The 19,808-nt window shown below is 42.4% G+C and carries 18 protein-coding genes; all 18 read right to left on the bottom strand.

Going from position 1 to position 19,808, the window contains the following annotated elements; genetic code table 11:
* Window positions 1-53: 53 nt before the first annotated feature.
* A complete protein-coding gene (locus tag C1A12_RS06835; RefSeq protein WP_101843077.1) occupies window positions 54-437 on the bottom strand; it encodes a MerR family DNA-binding transcriptional regulator in 384 nt (127 codons plus the stop codon).
* 112 nt (window positions 438-549) lie between these two features.
* Complete coding sequence (locus tag C1A12_RS06830; protein WP_101843076.1) at window positions 550-1,293, bottom strand: hypothetical protein; 744 nt, start codon at window positions 1,291-1,293, stop codon at window positions 550-552.
* Between the two features lie 155 nt (window positions 1,294-1,448).
* Window positions 1,449-3,113 carry a glycerol-3-phosphate dehydrogenase/oxidase gene (locus C1A12_RS06825; protein WP_101843075.1) on the bottom strand — a complete coding sequence of 555 codons (1,665 nt, stop codon included), beginning with the start codon at window positions 3,111-3,113 and terminating at the stop codon, window positions 1,449-1,451.
* A 222-nt stretch (window positions 3,114-3,335) separates the two neighbouring features.
* The gene (glpK, locus tag C1A12_RS06820) at window positions 3,336-4,835 is read right to left on the bottom strand and encodes a glycerol kinase GlpK (protein WP_101843074.1); all 1,500 of its coding nucleotides are present in this window, start codon (window positions 4,833-4,835) and stop codon (window positions 3,336-3,338) included.
* 18 nt (window positions 4,836-4,853) lie between these two features.
* Entirely contained in the window at window positions 4,854-5,654 is an 801-nt protein-coding gene (locus C1A12_RS06815) for an MIP/aquaporin family protein (protein WP_101843073.1), read from the bottom strand.
* Between the two features lie 218 nt (window positions 5,655-5,872).
* Window positions 5,873-6,421, bottom strand: coding sequence for a glycerol-3-phosphate responsive antiterminator (locus C1A12_RS06810; RefSeq protein ID WP_101843072.1), 549 nt, complete (start codon window positions 6,419-6,421; stop codon window positions 5,873-5,875).
* The gene (locus tag C1A12_RS06805) at window positions 6,411-6,941 is read right to left on the bottom strand and encodes a DapH/DapD/GlmU-related protein (protein WP_101843071.1); all 531 of its coding nucleotides are present in this window, start codon (window positions 6,939-6,941) and stop codon (window positions 6,411-6,413) included. The genes C1A12_RS06810 and C1A12_RS06805 overlap by 11 nt, the downstream gene beginning before the upstream one ends.
* 3 nt (window positions 6,942-6,944) lie before the next feature.
* Entirely contained in the window at window positions 6,945-7,583 is a 639-nt protein-coding gene (gene ppaX, locus C1A12_RS06800; RefSeq protein WP_101843070.1) for a pyrophosphatase PpaX, read from the bottom strand.
* Complete coding sequence (locus tag C1A12_RS06795; protein ID WP_101843069.1) at window positions 7,573-8,517, bottom strand: nucleoside recognition domain-containing protein; 945 nt, start codon at window positions 8,515-8,517, stop codon at window positions 7,573-7,575. Before C1A12_RS06795 ends, ppaX begins: the two co-directional genes overlap by 11 nt.
* 14 nt (window positions 8,518-8,531) lie before the next feature.
* Entirely contained in the window at window positions 8,532-9,365 is an 834-nt protein-coding gene (gene lgt / locus C1A12_RS06790; RefSeq protein ID WP_101843068.1) for a prolipoprotein diacylglyceryl transferase, read from the bottom strand.
* Window positions 9,366-9,378: 13 nt separating this feature from the next.
* Complete coding sequence (gene hprK / locus C1A12_RS06785; protein ID WP_101843067.1) at window positions 9,379-10,314, bottom strand: HPr(Ser) kinase/phosphatase; 936 nt, start codon at window positions 10,312-10,314, stop codon at window positions 9,379-9,381.
* Between the two features lie 112 nt (window positions 10,315-10,426).
* Entirely contained in the window at window positions 10,427-10,771 is a 345-nt protein-coding gene (locus C1A12_RS06780) for a phage holin family protein (RefSeq protein WP_101843066.1), read from the bottom strand.
* A 26-nt stretch (window positions 10,772-10,797) separates the two neighbouring features.
* Window positions 10,798-11,823 (bottom strand): DUF4097 family beta strand repeat-containing protein, encoded by a 1,026-nt coding sequence (locus C1A12_RS06775; RefSeq protein WP_101843065.1) that lies wholly within the window; start codon window positions 11,821-11,823, stop codon window positions 10,798-10,800.
* 129 nt (window positions 11,824-11,952) lie between these two features.
* Window positions 11,953-12,618 carry a bacillithiol biosynthesis deacetylase BshB2 gene (gene bshB2, locus C1A12_RS06770; RefSeq protein ID WP_101843064.1) on the bottom strand — a complete coding sequence of 222 codons (666 nt, stop codon included), beginning with the start codon at window positions 12,616-12,618 and terminating at the stop codon, window positions 11,953-11,955.
* The gene (locus tag C1A12_RS06765; RefSeq protein WP_101843063.1) at window positions 12,608-12,982 is read right to left on the bottom strand and encodes a YojF family protein; all 375 of its coding nucleotides are present in this window, start codon (window positions 12,980-12,982) and stop codon (window positions 12,608-12,610) included. The genes bshB2 and C1A12_RS06765 overlap by 11 nt, the downstream gene beginning before the upstream one ends.
* A gap of 70 nt (window positions 12,983-13,052) precedes the next feature.
* Window positions 13,053-15,929, bottom strand: coding sequence for an excinuclease ABC subunit UvrA (gene uvrA / locus C1A12_RS06760; RefSeq protein ID WP_101843062.1), 2,877 nt, complete (start codon window positions 15,927-15,929; stop codon window positions 13,053-13,055).
* An 8-nt stretch (window positions 15,930-15,937) separates the two neighbouring features.
* A complete protein-coding gene (uvrB, locus tag C1A12_RS06755; protein WP_101843061.1) occupies window positions 15,938-17,917 on the bottom strand; it encodes an excinuclease ABC subunit UvrB in 1,980 nt (659 codons plus the stop codon).
* Between the two features lie 240 nt (window positions 17,918-18,157).
* On the bottom strand, window positions 18,158-19,741 hold the full coding sequence (locus tag C1A12_RS06750; protein ID WP_101843060.1) for a peptide chain release factor 3: 1,584 nt from the start codon (window positions 19,739-19,741) through the stop codon (window positions 18,158-18,160).
* Between the last annotated feature and the right edge of the window lie 67 nt (window positions 19,742-19,808).

Below are 19,808 nucleotides of genomic sequence, written 5' to 3'. Positions count from 1 at the left end.
AGAAACGGGTCCTGGGTATATGGATAAATCGACTGGTTAGATTTCATATAGATTTATATGGATTCTCTCTTTCTGCTTTTTAATTCGTCCCTGAACTTTGCAAGCCAGCCATTCATTTCAGTCCGTAATTCTTGTAATTCCTCAATCCGCTGGTCCATCTCTTCAATTTTTTCCTGACCGTACTTAATCGTTGCTTCTAATTGTTGAACCCCGGTAGGATCCTGATCAAAAAGCTGAATCATTTCCCTAATCTGCTGCAAAGTGAACCCGTATTTCTTTCCTCTCAAGATGAGAGTTAGTCTTGTTTTTTCCCGTGAGGTATAGACACGCTTTCCCTCTAATCGTTGAGGGGAGAGCATACCCAGTTCCTCATAATAACGAAGGGTTCTCGCCGATACTTGATAAGCATGTGCAATATCTGAAATCGATTCATGCATGGTTCATTCACCCTTGTTTTTCAAATTTTCCGATAATTAAATCGTACCATTAACGTTAACGTAAATATCAAGTAATTTTATATAAAAAACTATGACCGAAACAGTCATAGTTCTATATACTCGTATTCGTCTGAATTAAAAAGAGAAAAGCGATAAGCGATTGAGGAATATCTCTTCTTTCCTTCCACTCAATCAAGTAACCAGTTATTCGGTCAAACCGATCAGCAGCCTCGGACGGAACGGCATCCCTTTTGATAACGGCCCATATGTGTCCTTTTTCATCTGTAACCGTAAAGTGGCCAATAAATGCATCACCTTCGGCCTCCCATCGGCATTGATCACCTTCAATATATCGGAATTTGCTCCTGCCGCTCTGCTTCGTCTGGATAGTATAAGCCAGGTACGGGCCGTCAGGATGCTGGACATAACCCCTCCACGTAAAGCCGCCTTTTTTGATTAAACGATAGGATAATAAACCTTCCTCATCTGTCATGTCATAAGCAGCAGGAAAAATATTTCCTCCTGAAAAGAAATAAATAAAAGGACGGAAAAATTTAATATCAAAATGAGTGGATTGACTGATTTCACTATACTCTCTACCTCCCATATCATATAAACACGCATGAAATATGGAGGATGGCTGATGTCCAATATACATCCGTTCAGGAAATTGATCATAGCTGACATGGTGTAAGTCCTGGTGAAATCCAACAGAGTTATCGGCCTGTATGACGTCCTGCCAACCACTTCTAAATACAGCGATACCAGCTAATCCAAAAGCAATGATATAAATTGAATTAAGCAGTATAGACTCAAAACCTAGAATAAAAAAAGAAACAAGAAATAAAGTCATCACGGCGATTAAAATAATGCCTGTTATCAGCTGTCTGACCCCATCTTTTCGAATTAACTGCTGGACACTGATTATAAGAACACCCCCTTAACAAAAATTGGATACCTTTAGTATATCAAAAAAAGCGAACCCCTCAATAAGGAGTTCGCCTAATTATATTATACTTTTACAGGTTCCACTGCTTCCGTTAAAAGCTTATTAAGTTCTTCTGTATATTCGATCTTCTGAGCTTCTGTCCAATTTAACTCTTCTGCCATATAGTCAATGACGGCCTGCTTATGCTCATGAACATAGGCAATATTGAAGAAAAGAGCAGCTGTACGCCGAACAAAGAAGTCAACTGGCTTGTACACCGCTTCATATTCAAGCCCCATCTTCAATTGAGCAAACACCACCCGGTCAATTAATGCGGCAGAAGCTTCAGCCTTATCATCTTTAAAAAACTGAAATACTGTGTCCACATTTTTTCCGTACAGTTCAACAAGCGCTGTCGCTGTTTCTGAAGTCATCCCTATTGATTCTCCAATTCTTACACGTTCTTCTTTAAATTCTTTAAACCCTTCTGACCCTTTTACCTCACCGCCGGAAATAGGCATATGCTTCGTTTCAGAGTCTGAATAGAGAACGCCATACTCTTCCGCTAGCTGATCACGAACAAGATTGACAGCCGTCTCAGCCATTTTGCGATAGCCCGTCAGTTTTCCTCCTGCCATAGAGATCAAGCCTGAATCTGATACAAAGATTTCATCTTTTCGAGAGATCTCTGAGGGGTCCTTTCCATCTTCATGAATTAACGGGCGTACTCCTGCCCAGCTTGATTCCACGTCATCTATTGTCACTTTTACTGATGGAAACATCAAGTGTATGGCGTCGATAATATAATCTCTGTCTGCGGTTGTCATCGTTGGGTGAGCAATTTCCTCATCATAAGGAGTATCCGTCGTGCCGACATAAGTCTTTCCATTACGAGGAATGGCGAAAATCATGCGCCCATCTGGAGTATCAAAGTAAACCGCCTGCTGCAGGGGAAAAACAGATTGATCGAATACAAGGTGTACCCCTTTTGTTAATTGAAGGGTTTTTCCTTTTTTAGATCCATCTATTTCCCGAAGTTCATCTACCCAAGGTCCCCCTGCGTTTACTACCCGCTTGGCATTTACCTTATAGGTTTCCCCGCTCACTGTATCTTCAACAACAGCTCCTATTATTTTTCCTGTATTGTTATATAAAAAGTCTTTAACTTTTGCATAATTTAAGGAAGCTGCACCGTGTTCAACCGCTTTTTTCATTACTTCAAGTGTTAACCGAGCATCATCTGTTTTATATTCTACATAAATGCCTGCTCCCTTTAACCCTTCTTTTTTAACGAGCGGCTCACGGTCGATCGTTTCTTTGGCGTTAAGCATTGTTCTTCTTTCTTTCTTCTTCACACCTGCTAAATAATCATACACTCTAAGACCCAGGCTCGTACTGAACGGTCCGAAATTTCCTCCTTCATGGAAAGGAAGCATCATGTATTCAGGAGTCGTCACGTGAGGACCATTTTCATAAACAATCTCACGCTCTTTTCCTACTTCAGCCACCATTTTTACTTCAAACTGTTTCAAGTAGCGCAAGCCTCCGTGGACAAGCTTTGTGGAACGGCTTGACGTACCTGAAGCGTAATCCTGCATCTCAACTGCAGCTGTTTTCATTCCCCTGCTTGCCGCATCCAGGGCAATTCCAGAGCCCGTTATTCCACCACCGACTACAAGTACGTCCCAATCCTCCTGGACGAGCTGATTGAATTGTTCTTTTCGGTTGTAGTTAGAAAATGTCTTCATGTTACCTCTCCTTTTATCCATCGGTTAAATTTAGGGCGTCTGATTCCTTTATTCCCTATTCTTTAATGGTTTATGTGTAAGAATGAGCATTAGCTAATAAAAAAAGAGACCACGAACAGCTTTGCAATTTAAAATTACAAAGGTCCGCGGTCTCTCCGAATCTCCGACCTAAATCTATTAACTTACATAGAGTATACCAAACCTGAAAGGAAAAATCTATCCTTAATCATCCATTTTAAATACACGGGTAGCTTCGACTGCTTTCTGCCATCCTTTATAAAGCTTCTTACTCTCTTCTTCCTCCATTTGAGGGTTAAATTCCTGGTCCATTTTCCATTGGTTGGAAATCTCTTTACGATCTTCCCAAAATTCTACAGCCAATCCTGCTAGATAAGCCGCTCCCAGAGCCGTAGTCTCATTAACTTTAGGGCGTTCCACCGATGAATGCAATAAGTCACTTTGGAATTGCATCAGCATATTATTTTTAACAGCCCCACCGTCTACCCTCAGCTGTTTAAGTTCAATGCCGGAGTCTTCGACCATGGCGTCCACTACATCCTTAGCCTGGTAAGCCAGCGATTCTAATGTTGCCCGAACAAAGTGAGCTTTTTTCGTTCCTCTTGTTAAACCAAATACTGCGCCACGTGCTTCACTGTCCCAGTAGGGAGTTCCCAACCCGACAAAAGCAGGTACCACATACACTCCCTCTGTTGTATCTACCTGGCTTGCAAATTCTTCGCTTTGCTTGGAAGATTCAATCATCTTTAACCCGTCTCGCAGCCACTGAATGGCAGAGCCGGAAACAAAAATACTTCCTTCCAGAGCATATTCTACTTTTCCATCAATGCCCCAGGCCAGTGTAGTAAGCAGACCATTTTCAGAATGAACAGCTTCCTCGCCTGTATTCATAAGCAAGAATCCACCTGTGCCATAAGTATTTTTCGCCATCCCTTTTTCAAAACAAGCCTGTCCAAATAATGCAGCCTGCTGATCGCCCGCAATCCCTGCGATAGGGATTTGACTGCCAAAGAAATGATAATCCACCGTGTGACCGTATACCTCCGAAGAAGGCTTCACCTCCGGCAGCATCGATTTAGGTACACCTAAAATATCAAGCAGCTCTTCATCCCACTCCAAGTCATGAATGTTATACATAAGTGTTCGCGATGCATTGGAATAATCAGTAACGTGTTCTTTTCTCCCAGTCAATTTATAAACGAGCCATGAATCAATTGTGCCAAACATAAGATCGCCTTTTTCCGCTTTTTCCTTTGCCCCGTCTACATTATCAAGAATCCACTTTACTTTTGTACCTGCAAAATACGGGTCGAGCAGCAGCCCTGTTTTATCACGGAACGTGTCGTTATATCCCTGTTCGCGTAATTCATTACAGATTCCCTGCGTTTGTCTGGATTGCCAAACAATGGCTTTATAGATCGGTTTCCCGGAGTTGCGATCCCAAACTACTGTGGTCTCCCGCTGATTTGTGATACCGATACCGGCAATTTGTTCTGCTTCCACATCGGCCCGAGTAAGCACATCAGCTATACACCCGAGAACGGAGGTCCAAATTTCATTTGCATCATGTTCCACCCAACCGGGCTTAGGAAAATATTGTTCGAATTCTTTCTGAGCCGTTTCTACAATAGCCCCGTCATGATTAAATAAAATCGCTCGTGAACTAGTAGTACCCTGATCTATTGATAAAATATAATTTTCCATGATAAAGTCCTCCTCTTTCTATGCTTTCTTTACTTTGTTAAGTTCTACTTTCATTGATGCGGTCATTATAGCGATGATCAAAGCACTCATTAGCCAAAAAGGCAGATTAGGAGAAGCCTCAAAAATGGCCTGGTAAAACAATCCTCCATATATGCCGCCAATCGATGGCCCTAATACCGGGATCCACGAATACCCCCAGTTTGAACCACCTTTTCCTGGAATGGGCAGTACAGCATGTGCAATCCGCGGACCGAGGTCACGGGCTGGATTTATAGCATAACCGGTGGTGGATCCAAGAGACATACCGATCGCAACGATAAGCAGACCTACAATTAGAGGATTGAGTCCATCCGTAAACTCATTAGCTCCTATAAATAAAATCCCCATAACCAGTATGAATGTACCTATTATTTCACTAAGTAAATTTGAAATCGGGCTCTCAATGGCTGGATCTGTAGAGAAAACAGACAGCTTCGCCATAGGGTCCTCTGTCCCTGCCCAGTGAGGAAGATAATGAAAGAATACGAGAACAGCTCCAATGAACGCCCCTGTCAATTGAGCAGCAATATACATTGGGACCTTTCCCCATTCAAAATCTCCGACTGCAGCCAGCCCCAGGGTAACTGCCGGATTAATATGAGCCCCTGTTAATTCACCTACGGCATAAACACCCATGGCTACACCCAATCCCCAGGCTATGGTAATCAGCACCCAGCTTCCTTCTGCTTTTGTATGCTTTAGGTTAGCCCCTGCTATAACACCGCCGCCGAGGATGATTAGAATCATCGTTCCAATCAACTCACCCGTAAATTCGGTCATCATAATCCCCTTTCAATGCGAAGAAGACGCCCTGATAAATACAACACCCAAGAGTAAAACAGCCGGAAGAATGTAGTCTTTCCGAATGTCGTTCCACAAGGAAATTACCCACAGCTTGGAATTTTATAATTTTCTAGAACTAAAAAAACACACAGATAAAATAGCTGCATGCTATTGTTATTTGTGTGGATCTTTCAATACCCTTCATGATCAAAGTGTCAGTTGAATTCCCAAAGCTCTGAACGTGAAGTGGAAACGGCTGAAGCTCCTGAATGTATGGCTGCTTTTGTTTCTTCTTTTGTACGAATTAAACCGCCTGCAATAACTGGAACTCCTAATTGATCCTTTATCTCTCTTATCATTCCCGGAACAATTCCTGGCAAAACTTCCACGTAATCAGGCTTCACTTTTTTAATAATGGCCGCGTTATGTTCGACGGCCTGACTATCTATAAGAAACAACCGCTGAATGGAAGTAAGGTTATATTTTTTTGCTTGTTGGATAACATGAGAGCGAGTAGTAATTACGCCATCAGGCATCACGACTCTACCAAGAAATTCCATTCCATAGTCATCCGCTTTCAATCCCTGTATTAAGTCAACGTGAACCCATACTTTCTTTCCAGCCTTCTGACCTGCTCGTACGATTTTATGAAGGAGACCCAATCTACTTTCTAGTATGATGATATATTCAGTAGAAGTTGAAAGGAGCTTTTCAAAATCCTTCATATTCTTAACAGCTGGTAAAACTACTTGGTCAAGACTCATTTCTTTCCTGCTCCTCCCGCTTTCGTTCGTCCATTTCTTCTTTAGTGTAAATAAGCTTCATTGGATTTCCGCCCACAAAAGCTCCCTCAGGAACGTCTTTATGTACCAGTGTCCCGGCAGAAATCACCGCCCTGTTTCCAATCTTTACTCCGGGCAGAATCGTGGAATTTGCACCAATCAATACTTCGTCACCAATTTCAACACAACCCAGACGGTACTCTTCAATTAAATACTCATGAGCAAGAATGGTCGTATTGTAACCAATCACCGAGTTGCGCCCTACCGAAATCTTCTCTGGGAACATAATATCTACCATTACCATTAAGGCAAACGCCGTATGGTCCCCTACTTTCATTCCTAAAAAACGGCGGTACATTCCATTTTTAATATTTAAAAATGGAGTGTACCTCGCCAGCTGAATAATAATAAAATTTTTAACCACTTTTAAGAAAGGTACGGTCTTATAGATATGCCAAAGGGAATTCGCTCCATAAACCTGGTAACGATCGGTACGCCGCATTTCTTATCCTCCTAAAATATCAAGCAGATCACTCATATGACTCAGCATATAATCAGGATTCAACTCATCCAGAACCTGACGACCTTTAATGGTCCACGCTACTCCTGCTGTTAAGGTCCCGGCATTTTTTCCCGCTTCAATGTCGTGGGTGTTATCTCCGACCATAAGAGTTTCATCTGCTTGCCCATCCAATAGATTCAGGGCTCTCACAATAGGTTCAGGGTGGGGCTTGGCATGCACCACATCATCCAGGGTTATCACAACTTCGAATAAATCGTTGAGCCCTGTTAAATCCAACCCCATCTGTACAGTATTACGCATTTTGGTGGTTACAATACCTAACCGGTAGTTTCTTGCTTTTAACTCTTTAATGGTTTCAACAACACCATCATAAGCCCTAACATAGCTGTCGTGGTTTGCTACGTTATGCTCCCGGTAAGTTGTCACCATTTCTTCCACCTGTTCTGCATTAACAGCAGCAAGGCTTTCACGTAAAGGCGGACCAATGAAATGCAGGATTTCTTCACGCGTATATGGACGGTGGGCATACTGGCCGACGGTATGGGTGAATGAGGCAATAATCAGTTCGTTTGTATCAATAAGTGTCCCATCTAAATCAAATAAAATCGTTTTAATACTCATGAGTTAAACTTCCCCTTTTCTCTCGTTGTGCTTTGTTCCATACGTAACCAACCCCAGCAGTTAATAAAACGGCTGTTATTAATCTAATAGCAAGCAACGGCCAGATCGGTATACCTAACGGAATGAAAATTAAAGTATCTTCTACGACAGCATGACAGGAAACGAGAAAGATCATCGCTAAGAACATATCTTTTTTAGAAACGCCGTCTTCTTCAACAGCCTGGATCATTAGTCCAGCTCCATAAGCTAACCCTATGGTCAACCCAGCAGCCAGCGTCATAGAAGTATTACGTTCCATACCAAGAAAACGAGTTGCCGGTGCGAGCCAGTCAGAGAAACGGTCAAGCCATCCTTTTTCACGTAAATACTGCATGACAATCATTAATGGAATAACAATGAAGGCCAGCTGAACAATTCCCATACCCGCTGTATATAATCCTTGTACTATAATCTCAGCCCAGCCATCAGGGGCTGCCTGACTCTCTGGAGCAAATCCGTATTTAGCCTGCTCCTGACCGCCGCTCCATGCTAAATTTATGAGGATGGCTGAGACCAAAGCCAGTCCTATACGTACACCGATCACCAGCCACCAGCTGACTCCAACTTTTTTAGCTACCGTTGATTCAATAATAAGATTATGTGAAAACGAAAGCATAACAGCCAGTATAAATACTTCTTTTACGGTAAAATCAAAAGTAATAATCGCTGCAATGCCCGCATACAAGTTCAAAAAATTACCAAGCACTAATGGTACAGCTGCTTCCCCGGAAAGACCAAGAAGACTCATAAGCGGTTCAAGTTGTTTCATTACCCATGGTAAGACAGGAGTGAACTGTAGTATTGTCACAATCAATGTCACTGGAAAAATTACCTTTCCGAGTGTCCACGTTAACTGCACTCCTTTTTTCAGCCCTTCCAGTAAAATAGACTGCATACTTGACCCCTCCCTTACTTCACTTTTTTTCCATTGTAATACTTATTTGCCAGTCCGGCTTTCCTGCGATATACAATAAGAACAATGGCAGCCCCAATAAGTAAAATAGAAATAAACTGTGCAGTTCTTATTTCACTAAACAAGTATAAACTATCGGTACGTAGACCTTCTACATAGAAACGGCCGATTGAATACCAAATTACATAACTAAGGAATACTTCTCCACGGCGCGGGTTGAACCTATGACGCAGGACTAATAAAAGAGCAAACCCTAAGATATTCCACAAGGATTCATATAGAAAGGTGGGGTGATAAACCGTTCCTTCTATACACATCTGCTGGTTAATAAAATCAGGCAGGTATTGCATGTAATTATTATAAAAGGCTTCCGAAACCGGGCCGCCATGTGCCTCCTGATTCATAAAATTTCCCCATCGTCCTATGGCCTGCCCAAGAATTATACTTGGAGCAGCTATGTCCGCTATCATCCAGAACGATAAACCTTTTATTTTTGTATAGAAATACGCCGTTAAGAAAGAACCGATTAAGGCACCATGGATGGCAATGCCGCCTTCCCAAATGGCAAATACTTTCCACCATGGTTCTCCTACATAGCGATCCCACTCAAAAATCACATAATAAAGGCGGGCACTCAAGATGGCAATAGGTATGGCATAAACCACAATGTCGACCATATAATCTTTTTTTAAACCAAGCCGTTCTGTCTCACGAGTAGCTATAAGCAACCCGAGGAATGCCCCCGTAGCGATAATGACTCCATACCAATAAATGGATAACGGTCCCAGCTGCAGCAGGACTCGATCCAATGATTCAGGTGTACAAGACAAAATAGTTCTCTCCTTACTCGTCTGTTGTATGATCTTCGTCAATAACTTTTGTTAAACGTTCAGAAAACTCTTCGGCTGCATTTACTCCCATGCGTTTCAGGCGGAAATTCATAGCCGCTACTTCAATTATGACCGCTAAGTTACGACCCGGCCGTACTGGAATGGTGGCCTTTGGTATTTCTGCATCCATAATTTTCATGGTTTCCTCTTCCAGACCTAAACGATCATATTGTTTGTTTTTATCCCATATTTCAAGATTGATAACTAACGTAATACGTTTATAGCTTCTTACAGCACCGGCGCCAAACAATGTCATTACGTTAATAATTCCCAGACCTCGTATTTCCAGAAGGTGCTCAATTAATGGCGGACTATTGCCGATCAATGTATCATAGTCTTCCTGTCTAATTTCAACGCTATCGTCAGCAACTAACCGATGGCCACGTTTTACAAGCTCCAGAGCCGTTTCACTCTTACCTACACCGCTCTGGCCGGTTATAAGAACTCCAATCCCATAGATATCAACAAGGACACCATGAATAGCAGTAAAAGGAGCAAACTTCGATTCCAGAAAATTTGTTAACCTGCTGATTACCCGGGTAGTCTTATAAGGCGACCGCATCAAAGGAACACCGGCTTCTCTGGCAGCAACCGCCAGTTCCTCAGGGATATCCATTCCTCTGGTAATAACAATTCCGGGGGTAATATCAGTACATAGCTGCTCGGCACGATGCTTTCTTTGCTCATGTGTCAATTCATTAAAATATGACAACTCCGTTTTACCAAGCAGCTGCAGCCGATCTTTAGGATAAAACTTGAAATACCCGGTCATTTCTACTCCTGGACGAGAAATATCACTCATATGTATTTCACGATGAACGCCGTCTCCCCCTGCGACTAACTCCAGCTCAAACCGCTCTAACAAATGCTCTGTTCTCACCTTGCTCATACTTAATCCTCCTTGAAATCGTAACTTCACTGTCCCTTATTGTAGCACGTTTTGTCAAAGTCTTGGATAAAAAAAGCCCTGAAGGTGAATGACCACCTTCAGGGCTTTCCTATTAATCTTTAATCATTTTATTCAGCACAAGGTTAATTAAAGAGATGACAAGAGCAGCGAGAATCGTCATCCCAAAGCCGTCGATTTCAAACATTGACCCTAACAGCCCGTCGGTCATTGCTAAGGTCACCGCATTCACAACCAATAAAAATAACCCCAGCGTAATCAAAGTTATCGGCAATGTTAAAATAACTAATATCGGACGAACCACAGCATTTAAAATCGAAAGGATCAACGCAGCTATCAATGCCCCCGCAAATCCATCGATCTCAACCGTGTCAAAAACGAAACTAACAAAAATAATCGCAACCGCATTGACTAAAATATGAAGCAGCCAATTTTTCAATTCTTATCCCTTCCTTTTACCTCAAATCAACCATTATTCTCTTTCACAGTGACAGATCCCGTTTTTGTCTCAGCTTCAAAATGATACACCTGTTCTATATTCTCATGCGCTTCAAAGATGAGTTCTTTATTAATCATTTCTTTTTTATTGCTGAGAATCTTATAATTTTCTATATCACAATGAAGGCTTCCCATCGACGTACTGATTTTACCATCAATTCTTTTGTTTTCCGGCAGGCTTACAGTAATTTGACCTGTTGTGGTCTTAAAGAAACCAGTATGAGCGGTCTCGCCCTCATTGTTAACTGTGATACTTCCTGTCACGGCAGAAGCATCAGATTTACCATACTGCCCATCAAGCTTGACGGAACCATTGATAGTGTCTGCTTCGCATACCTCAAACTGACTTTCACTGATGGTCACTGAACCGTTTCCTGTCTCGAGCTTACACGATTCTCCTTTTGAACGTTTCACCCTTAACGAACCATTCGTCGTCTTTAAATGAAAGTGATTCGATAAGACGTCGTGCGAAGTAATCGTTCCATTTGATAGCCTTGCCTTAATAAAATCATAGCGCTTGGATGGGAGATATAGTTTTACAAACGTCTTAATTTTTTTGGATGGATTAGCTATCCGCAGAATACCATTTGTGACATCAAATTGGCCACCTGTCAGGAACTGCTCCTTCGCCTCTTTTTCATCAGCAGCCTGGTACACTTTCACGTGACACTCTGCCTGGGCATAGCCTTCCTTCCAGGGTTCCAAATGGAGAGATCCGTTAGCAATCGAAATATCTAAGTCATGAAAAGCCTCATCCGAAGTCTCCAAATGGTACTGGAATTCAACGGCTTCCCCAAAGGAAAGGTCAAAGTCAGCATTTTTTATTTTTTCCAGTGCTTCACCTACAAAATCCTTAAAACCATATTTCTTACCAGCGGCTTTCCCTTCTTCATCTTTAGAATATTCAACTGCCTTAAGAAGTTTCTCACCTTCTTCAGCAGAGATAGTTCCACTTTCAATCATTTTAAGTATTTTCATTCTTTCTTCGCTCATCATAGATCTCTCCTTTTACTTTTTTATTCCCTGACTTCTTATAGAAAAAACTGTGACACTTAAAAGAAATTTATAAAAAAGACACCTTGAAGGCGAAAGTAAGAGAATCAAGGTGTCTTCACGTGTGCGTTAAGTTGTGAACGTCCAGCGATAAAATCGTTCCATCTTCAGGCGCTGCACGTGTTCAGAATCTTTGTCCTGTGTTTCAATTAATTTCATCATTCCATCCGCCTGTGAAAGATGTGACCGAATGGCCGCTTCTTTCTTATCCCAATATGGAGTCACGTCAAAAATGAAATCAGGCTTCCCTAACTGATCTTCTGTGTCATTACTAATCGCATGCATCCAGATTTCAGGGCGTGCCTCTGGCTCGATCATTTCTACTGCTTTTACGACTGCTCTTCCCAAAGCATCATGATCCGGGTGAACGCCGTAACCTGGATAATGGGTAATAATTGTCGTTCCCCCCCAGGCAAGGATTCGCGCTTTTAGGTGGCTGGCCAATTCTTCAAGCGGTTCAAATTCCAGTGTTTTATCACGGTATCCAAGAAGTTCTACATTAATATCCAGCTTGCGTGACGCTTCCTGAAGTTCTTTTTTACGAAAAGTATACAATGTCTCGCGATTAGCAAAAACTGGACTCCCCATGTTCCTGCCCATTTCACCTAACGTGCCGCATAAATAAGTGACAGGAATACCTTCGCTGCGAAACTTTGAAATCGTCCCTGAGGCCCCGAACGATTCATCATCAGGATGGGGGAAAATAACTAATACATGCTTTTCCTTATTCCTCATCTTCTTCAGCCTCATGAGTAAATGGTTTCTCGCTAATTTCCAGCGCAACCATTAACCGGCCCTCGCGGTCATGCCCGGCTAAGAGTAAACGGCCAAGTTCATCTACTTCAAAATCACTGACACCTTCAGCATAAACCCAGCCAAGATCAAGCTTTAAGCCCACCCGGTAAGAGCCGTTGGTGCTCACTATTTTCCCATGTTGGTAATTCACGCGGGCATTGCGAATGAAGGCACCGACATTATAAGCTTTTTCATCGAAATGACTGGCATAAGCACCATTTGTCGTTTCTAAATGAATATAGACATCTTTATTCGCAAACTGGTTGATATATTCCTGTACAACAGACTGCTCAATTGCTCTCATTTAAAAAATTCCTCCCGTTAAACCGTCTCTTGTTTAACGATACTTAATTCACTATCTGCCGTCAAAGCATCTACTTGCTGGAGACTTTTTCTTTTGACTTAACTCTGGCGTTCATACGCTCGCGATCCCGCTCAAGAACAGGTTTTAAATATTTACCTGTATAAGATTCTCTTTCTTCAGCTACCTGTTCTGGTGTACCGGTTGCAATGATCTGGCCGCCTTTTTCTCCACCTTCGGGCCCTAAATCAATTATGTGATCGGCTTCTTTAATTACGTCAAGACTGTGCTCAATAATAAGAACAGAATCACCGTTGTCTACAAGACGCTGAAGAACCTGAAGCAATCTGGAAATATCGTCTACATGCAAGCCGGTTGTCGGTTCGTCTAAAATATAAAACGATTTTCCATTCGAGCGGCGATGGAGTTCACTTGCCAGTTTCACCCTTTGGGCTTCCCCGCCTGATAAAGTCGTGGCCGGCTGACCCAGCTTAATGTATTCAAGTCCTACATCAGCCACTGTCTGCATTTTCCGCTTTATTTTAGGAATGTTAGCAAAAAAGTCCAGGGCTTCTTCTATGGTCATTCCCAACACATCGGAAATACTTTTTCCCTTATATTTCACTTCCAGTGTTTCCCTGTTATATCGCTTTCCGTCACATACTTCGCAAGGAACATAAACATCCGGAAGGAAATGCATTTCAATCTTTATTATACCGTCTCCGCGACAGGCTTCACAGCGGCCGCCTTTAACGTTAAAACTGAATCTGCCTTTTTTATAGCCTCTAATCTTAGCTTCGTTTGTTTGAGCAAATACTTCGCGGATGTCATCAAACACTCCGGTATATGTGGCCGGATTCGATCTTGGTGTTCGGCCGATAGGAGACTGGTCGATATCAATTACTTTTTCAAGCTGATGAATGCCATGAATTTCTTTGTGCTTTCCGGGCTTCTGCTTGCCGTTATGCAGCTTCATAGAAAGGGTTTTGTATAAAATATCATTTATCAGCGTACTTTTTCCTGAACCCGATACTCCTGTAACGGCCGTCAGCAGTCCCAGCGGAATTTCAGCATCCACTTTCTTTAGATTATTTTCTTCGGCTTGTTTAATTTTAAGGCAGCGTCCGTCGGGCTTACGACGCTCTGCAGGAAGCGGTATGAATTTTTTTCCGGACAAATATTGCCCGGTTAACGACTTTGCACTTTTCATGACTTGCTTAGGTGTCCCCTGGGTTACTATCTGACCACCATGAGCCCCGGCCCCGGGTCCGATATCGATAAGATAATCGGCGGCAAGCATCGTATCCTCATCATGTTCCACTACGATCAATGTATTGTCTAAATCCCGCATTCTTTTCAGTGTGTTAATCAGACGATCATTATCTCGTTGATGAAGTCCAATAGAAGGTTCATCAAGAACATAAAGAACACCCGTCAGCGCAGAGCCAATTTGGGTAGCTAAACGAATACGCTGGGCTTCTCCTCCGGATAAAGTTCCGGCAGAGCGTGACAGGGTCAAGTAATCAAGACCGACATTTGCTAAGAAGCTCAAACGTTCACATATTTCTTTTAAAATCATTTTAGCAATCGTTTTCTCTTTTTCTGTTAAATCAAGAGACTCAAAAAATTCTTTCGCTTCTGTTACAGACGCCTCGGTTGCTTGACCGATGTGTTTACCACCGACCAAAACAGCTAATGCTTCTTCATTCAGCCTGTTTCCATTACATTTAGGGCATGGTTTTTGAGCCATATACTTTTCCATTTGCTCCCGAATATAATCTGATCCTGTCTCTCGGTACCGCCTTGATATATTAGGGATAACGCCTTCAAAAAAGATTTCATTTTCCCGTACTTTTCCAAAATCATTCTCGTAGCGGAATTGAACTTTCTCATCTCCGCTTCCATATAGAATTCGATCCAATTGATCTTTGGACAGGTCTTTGACCGGCTTGTTCATATCAATATTGTAATGGTTTGCTACGCTCTGGAGAAGCTGAGGATAGTACTGAGAGCTTGTAGGCTCCCATGCCGCTATAGCATGCTCCTTAAGCGATTTACTCCAATCAGGAATGACGAGATCTAAATCAACTTCCAACTGAGTGCCAAGTCCATCACATCGATTACATGCCCCAAATGGACTGTTAAATGAAAACATGCGCGGCTCGAGTTCTCCAATAGAAAACCCACAAATTGGACAGGCGTGATGTTCACTGAACATTAACTCTTCGCCATCAATGATATCAACGAGCACATGCCCTCCTCCAAGTTTCAAAGCTGTTTCAAGTGAGTCAGACAGACGTCCCTGGACGCCCTCTTTTATTACAATACGGTCGACGACCACTTCTATAGAGTGCTTTTTATTTTTCTCCAGCTTTATTTCCTCGGAAATCTCACGCATTTCTCCATCTACTCTTAGACGGATGTACCCTTCTTTCTGCAGATCCTCAAAGACCTTGACATGCTCCCCTTTCCTGCCGGAAACAACCGGAGCAAGAATTTGCATTTTTGTACGTTCAGGGTGATCCATAATTTGGTCAACCATTTGCTGGACAGTCTGCGAGCTGATTTCTATTCCGTGATTTGGACATGTCGGGCGACCTACTCTGGCGTAAAGAAGACGGAGGTAATCAAAGATTTCAGTCACTGTTCCAACTGTTGAACGCGGGTTTTTACTTGTGGTCTTCTGGTCAATTGAAATAGCAGGCGAAAGTCCCTCTATGGAATCCACATCCGGTTTATCCATCTGCCCAAGGAACTGCCGGGCGTATGCACTTAATGATTCGACGTAACGGCGCTGCCCTTCAGCATAAATTGTGTCGAAGGCTAAAGATGATTTACCTGAACCGGACAGGCCTGTCATCACTACTAATTTATTCTTGGGGATATCAATATCTATATTTTTCAAATTATGCGCTCTGGCGCCTTTAATGCTAATGTTCTTACTGGCCATAAAGGTCCTCACCCTTCCGCTTTTAATTCAAGGATCACATCGCGCAGTTCTGCTGCTCGTTCAAAGTCCAGATCCTTCGCTGCCTGCTTCATCTCTGTCTCCAGATTATCCACAAGTTCAAGACGTTCTTTTTTCGTCATTTCAGACGGCTTCTTCTCTGTTCCATAACTTTCTGTTTCCTCTGCGGCGGTTGTTGCCTGAATTAAGTCGCGAACTTCTTTTTTAATCGTTTTTGGCGTAATGCCATGCTCTTCGTTATAGGCTATTTGTTTTTCACGACGTCGGTAAGTTTCATCAATTGCATACTGCATAGAAGCTGTCGTTTTGTCGGCATACATAATGACACGTCCGTTCTCATTACGGGCCGCCCTTCCGATTGTCTGTATAAGCGACCGGTCCGAACGCAGAAATCCTTCTTTATCTGCATCTAATATAGTTACTAAAGAAACTTCAGGTATATCGAGACCTTCCCTCAGCAGGTTTATACCGACCAGAACATCGTACCTACCTAAACGTAGATCCCGAATAATTTCTATTCGTTCCATCGTATTGATTTCGGAATGAAGATAAGCGACCTTAATGCCAATCTCTTTTAAATAATCCGTAAGGTCCTCTGACATTTTCTTCGTCAATGTGGTCACCAGGACACGCTCATTGCGCTTCTGTCGCTTGTTAATTTCACCAATTAAATCATCAATCTGTCCGTGAATCGGACGAATTTCAATTTCAGGGTCAAGCAGACCTGTCGGACGTATAATTTGTTCTGTCATTTGTGGCGTATGTTCAAGCTCATAAGGCCCAGGTGTTGCCGATACATACGTAATAAAATCGATATGTTTTTCGAACTCTTCAAATCGTAACGGGCGGTTGTCCAGTGCAGAAGGCAGCCTGAACCCGTGATCCACAAGGACCTGTTTTCTCGCCTGGTCTCCGTTATACATACCACGTATCTGCGGTAAGGTGACGTGAGACTCATCGATCATGATGAGAGAGTCTTCCGGAAAATAGTCCATCAATGTATAGGGAGTGGCCCCTTTTTCCCGAAAGGTTAAATGCCGGGAATAGTTTTCAATTCCTGAACAAAATCCCATTTCGTTCATCATTTCTAAATCATAATTTGTGCGCTGTTCCAGCCTTTGAGCCTCGAGAAGCTTGTTCTGATCTTTTAACTCTTTGACCCGTTCATGCATTTCTTTCTCAATGTTCTCAATGGCTCTTTTCAGCTTTTCTTCCCTGGTAACGAAGTGAGATGCAGGGAAAATAGCAACATGATCACGATCGCCGATAATTTCTCCGGTCAATACGTCAATCTCGCGAATCCGGTCGATCTCATCTCCGAACAATTCTACACGGATCGCATGCTCTTCTCGTGACGCCGTAATAATTTCTACAGAGTCTCCACGTACACGAAAGGTTCCACGTTGAAAATCAATGTCATTCCGGGCATATTGAATATCAACCAAGCTCCGCAGCAATTCGTCGCGATCCTTTTCCATTCCCGGTCTCAATGATAACACCTGGCTGCTGTACTCTTCCGGTGAACCTAAGCCATAAATGCAGGAGACACTGGCAACAATAATGACATCGTTTCTCTCAAAAAGAGACGTCGTGGCAGAGTGACGCAGTTTATCAATTTCATCATTTATATTTGAATCCTTTTCGATAAACGTATCGGTTTGGGGTACATATGCTTCCGGCTGATAATAATCATAGAAACTCACAAAGTACTCAACTGCATTATTTGGAAAGAATTCTTTAAACTCACTATACAACTGGCCGGCCAGCGTTTTATTATGAGCGATAATTAACGTCGGCTTGTTAACACGTTCAATCACATTCGACATCGTAAAAGTTTTCCCCGTACCTGTTGCACCTAAAAGGGTCTGATGCTTCTGGCCGTTTTGAATACCTTTTACGAGTTCTTCTATCGCTTGAGGCTGATCACCTTGAGGTTCGTATTCAGAAACTAATTCAAATTGATTGTTCATTTTCACAATCCTCCGATCTACATTAGTTCTTCAATAGTTTACCACAATATTTTACCATTCTAACATAAAACGAACAAACATTCGCATCCGTATTTCTGTGGTAAGTTTTTCTTGATCACTTTTTTCACCTGGCTATTATGTGATAAATCAGTCTCTGGCGAATTTGAATGGGTCCCTGGGTGAGAAGGAATTACATACGAAAAAGCCTAAGGATGAGGTCATCCTTAGGCTTTCATCTTATTAGTCATACGATTGATCATACTTGTTTACTTCAAACAAATCAATTAATTCAACATCTTCGTGCTTATCCTGGAACCAGCGAAGTGAAAAATCATTCTTAAACAAAACCAGCGGCTTTTGTTCACGATCCAGTACGAGCATATTACGTTCGTCAAACATCGACTCATCCACCTGGTCTTCACGCAGCCAGCGGGGAATACGTTCACCTATTGATGTCAGCTCGATCTCAACATTGTACTCATTTTTCATACGGTATTCGAACACTTCATATTGAAGTTCTCCAACAGCACCAATGATATAGTCTTCAAAGGGGTAATGCTTAAACAGTTGAATAGCACCTTCCTGCACGAGCTGTTCCAGTCCTTTTTTAAACTGTTTGGACTTCATGACGTTTTTCGCTGTTACTTTTTTGAAAAGCTCCGGCGGGAACTGCGGCAGTTCATCATACTCAAACTTCTGCTTTCCTGTTACGATCGTATCCCCAATTCGATATACATTCGGATCGTAAATCCCGATGATATCTCCTGCATATCCTTCCTCCACAGTGCCACGAGAAGAAGCAACAAACTGTTGAGATTGGGCAAGTTTAAATGTTTTCCCGGTTCTTGATAAGCTGACATTCATGCCCCGTTCAAACTTTCCTGAACAAATCCGCACAAAAGCAATTCGATCTCTGTGCTGCGGATTCATGTTCGCCTGAATTTTGAAAATAAACCCGGAAAACTCCTCATGATCTGGAGACACAACACCTTCAGTCGAGCGGCGGGGAGCAGGCTCGGGTGCATAACGGATAAACGTATTGAAAAATGTCTCCACTCCAAAAGGCGCAAGGGCACTGCCGAAGAAGACGGGCGTTTGATCGCCTTTCATTACTTTTTCAAGATCAAATCCATCGCCTGCTTCATCAACAAGCATCAGCTCATCTTCTGCTTCCTTATAAGTCGGATTTTCTGTTAATTCAGGGTGCTGCTCAAGCTGGGAGAAAGGAATATACTCTTCTTCCTCATTTCCTGTATAACGGACAAACTGATCATTCTCCCGATCAAATACGCCCATGAATCGTTTACCCATTCCTACCGGCCATGTCATTGGGTATGTTTCAATATTTAAGGTAGATTCAATTTCTTCCATTAACTCTAGAGGTTCACGACCTTCACGATCCATTTTATTGATAAAAGTAAAAATAGGAATCCCGCGCATTTTACACACTTTGAATAATTTCAAAGTCTGAGCCTCGATCCCCTTGGTTCCATCAATGACCATTACTACACTGTCCACTGCGGTTAATGTTCTATACGTATCTTCACTGAAATCTTCGTGCCCTGGAGTATCTAAAATATTCACCTGGTAGCCTTGATAAGGGAAATTCATGACACTGGATGTAACCGAAATTCCTCGCTGCTTTTCAATTTCCATCCAGTCCGAGGTAGCGAATTTTCCCGACTTTTTACCTTTAACCGTCCCTGCGGACCGAATTAGATTCCCAAACAGAAGCATTTTCTCCGTCATCGTCGTTTTTCCCGCATCAGGGTGGGAAATAATGGCAAACGTTCGTCGCTTTTTCATTTCTTCTTGTATCGTCATCGTCATATCCTCCATTTGATTAATTAAGTTGATTTGAATAGTGGGCAGGATATACGTTTTACATCGG

Origin of the sequence: Halobacillus sp. Marseille-P3879, assembly GCF_900240285.1 — a bacterium.
Lineage (GTDB): Bacteria > Bacillota > Bacilli > Bacillales > Halobacillaceae > Halobacillus_A.
This window is presented reverse-complemented; position numbering and strand designations above follow the sequence as displayed.

Coding starts and splice junctions, on each gene's coding strand:
- C1A12_RS06835 (WP_101843077.1), bottom strand. CDS start 437: ATGCATGAATCGATTTCAGATATTGCACATGCTTATCAAGTATCGGCG.
- C1A12_RS06825 (WP_101843075.1), bottom strand. CDS start 3,113: ATGAAGACATTTTCTAACTACAACCGAAAAGAACAATTCAATCAGCTC.
- glpK (WP_101843074.1), bottom strand. CDS start 4,835: ATGGAAAATTATATTTTATCAATAGATCAGGGTACTACTAGTTCACGA.
- C1A12_RS06815 (WP_101843073.1), bottom strand. CDS start 5,654: ATGACCGAATTTACGGGTGAGTTGATTGGAACGATGATTCTAATCATC.
- C1A12_RS06810 (WP_101843072.1), bottom strand. CDS start 6,421: ATGAGTCTTGACCAAGTAGTTTTACCAGCTGTTAAGAATATGAAGGAT.
- C1A12_RS06805 (WP_101843071.1), bottom strand. CDS start 6,941: ATGCGGCGTACCGATCGTTACCAGGTTTATGGAGCGAATTCCCTTTGG.
- ppaX (WP_101843070.1), bottom strand. CDS start 7,583: ATGAGTATTAAAACGATTTTATTTGATTTAGATGGGACACTTATTGAT.
- C1A12_RS06795 (WP_101843069.1), bottom strand. CDS start 8,517: ATGCAGTCTATTTTACTGGAAGGGCTGAAAAAAGGAGTGCAGTTAACG.
- hprK (WP_101843067.1), bottom strand. CDS start 10,314: ATGAGCAAGGTGAGAACAGAGCATTTGTTAGAGCGGTTTGAGCTGGAG.
- C1A12_RS06775 (WP_101843065.1), bottom strand. CDS start 11,823: ATGAGCGAAGAAAGAATGAAAATACTTAAAATGATTGAAAGTGGAACT.
- bshB2 (WP_101843064.1), bottom strand. CDS start 12,618: ATGAGGAATAAGGAAAAGCATGTATTAGTTATTTTCCCCCATCCTGAT.
- C1A12_RS06765 (WP_101843063.1), bottom strand. CDS start 12,982: ATGAGAGCAATTGAGCAGTCTGTTGTACAGGAATATATCAACCAGTTT.
- uvrA (WP_101843062.1), bottom strand. CDS start 15,929: ATGGCCAGTAAGAACATTAGCATTAAAGGCGCCAGAGCGCATAATTTG.
- uvrB (WP_101843061.1), bottom strand. CDS start 17,917: ATGAACAATCAATTTGAATTAGTTTCTGAATACGAACCTCAAGGTGAT.
- C1A12_RS06750 (WP_101843060.1), bottom strand. CDS start 19,741: ATGACGATACAAGAAGAAATGAAAAAGCGACGAACGTTTGCCATTATT.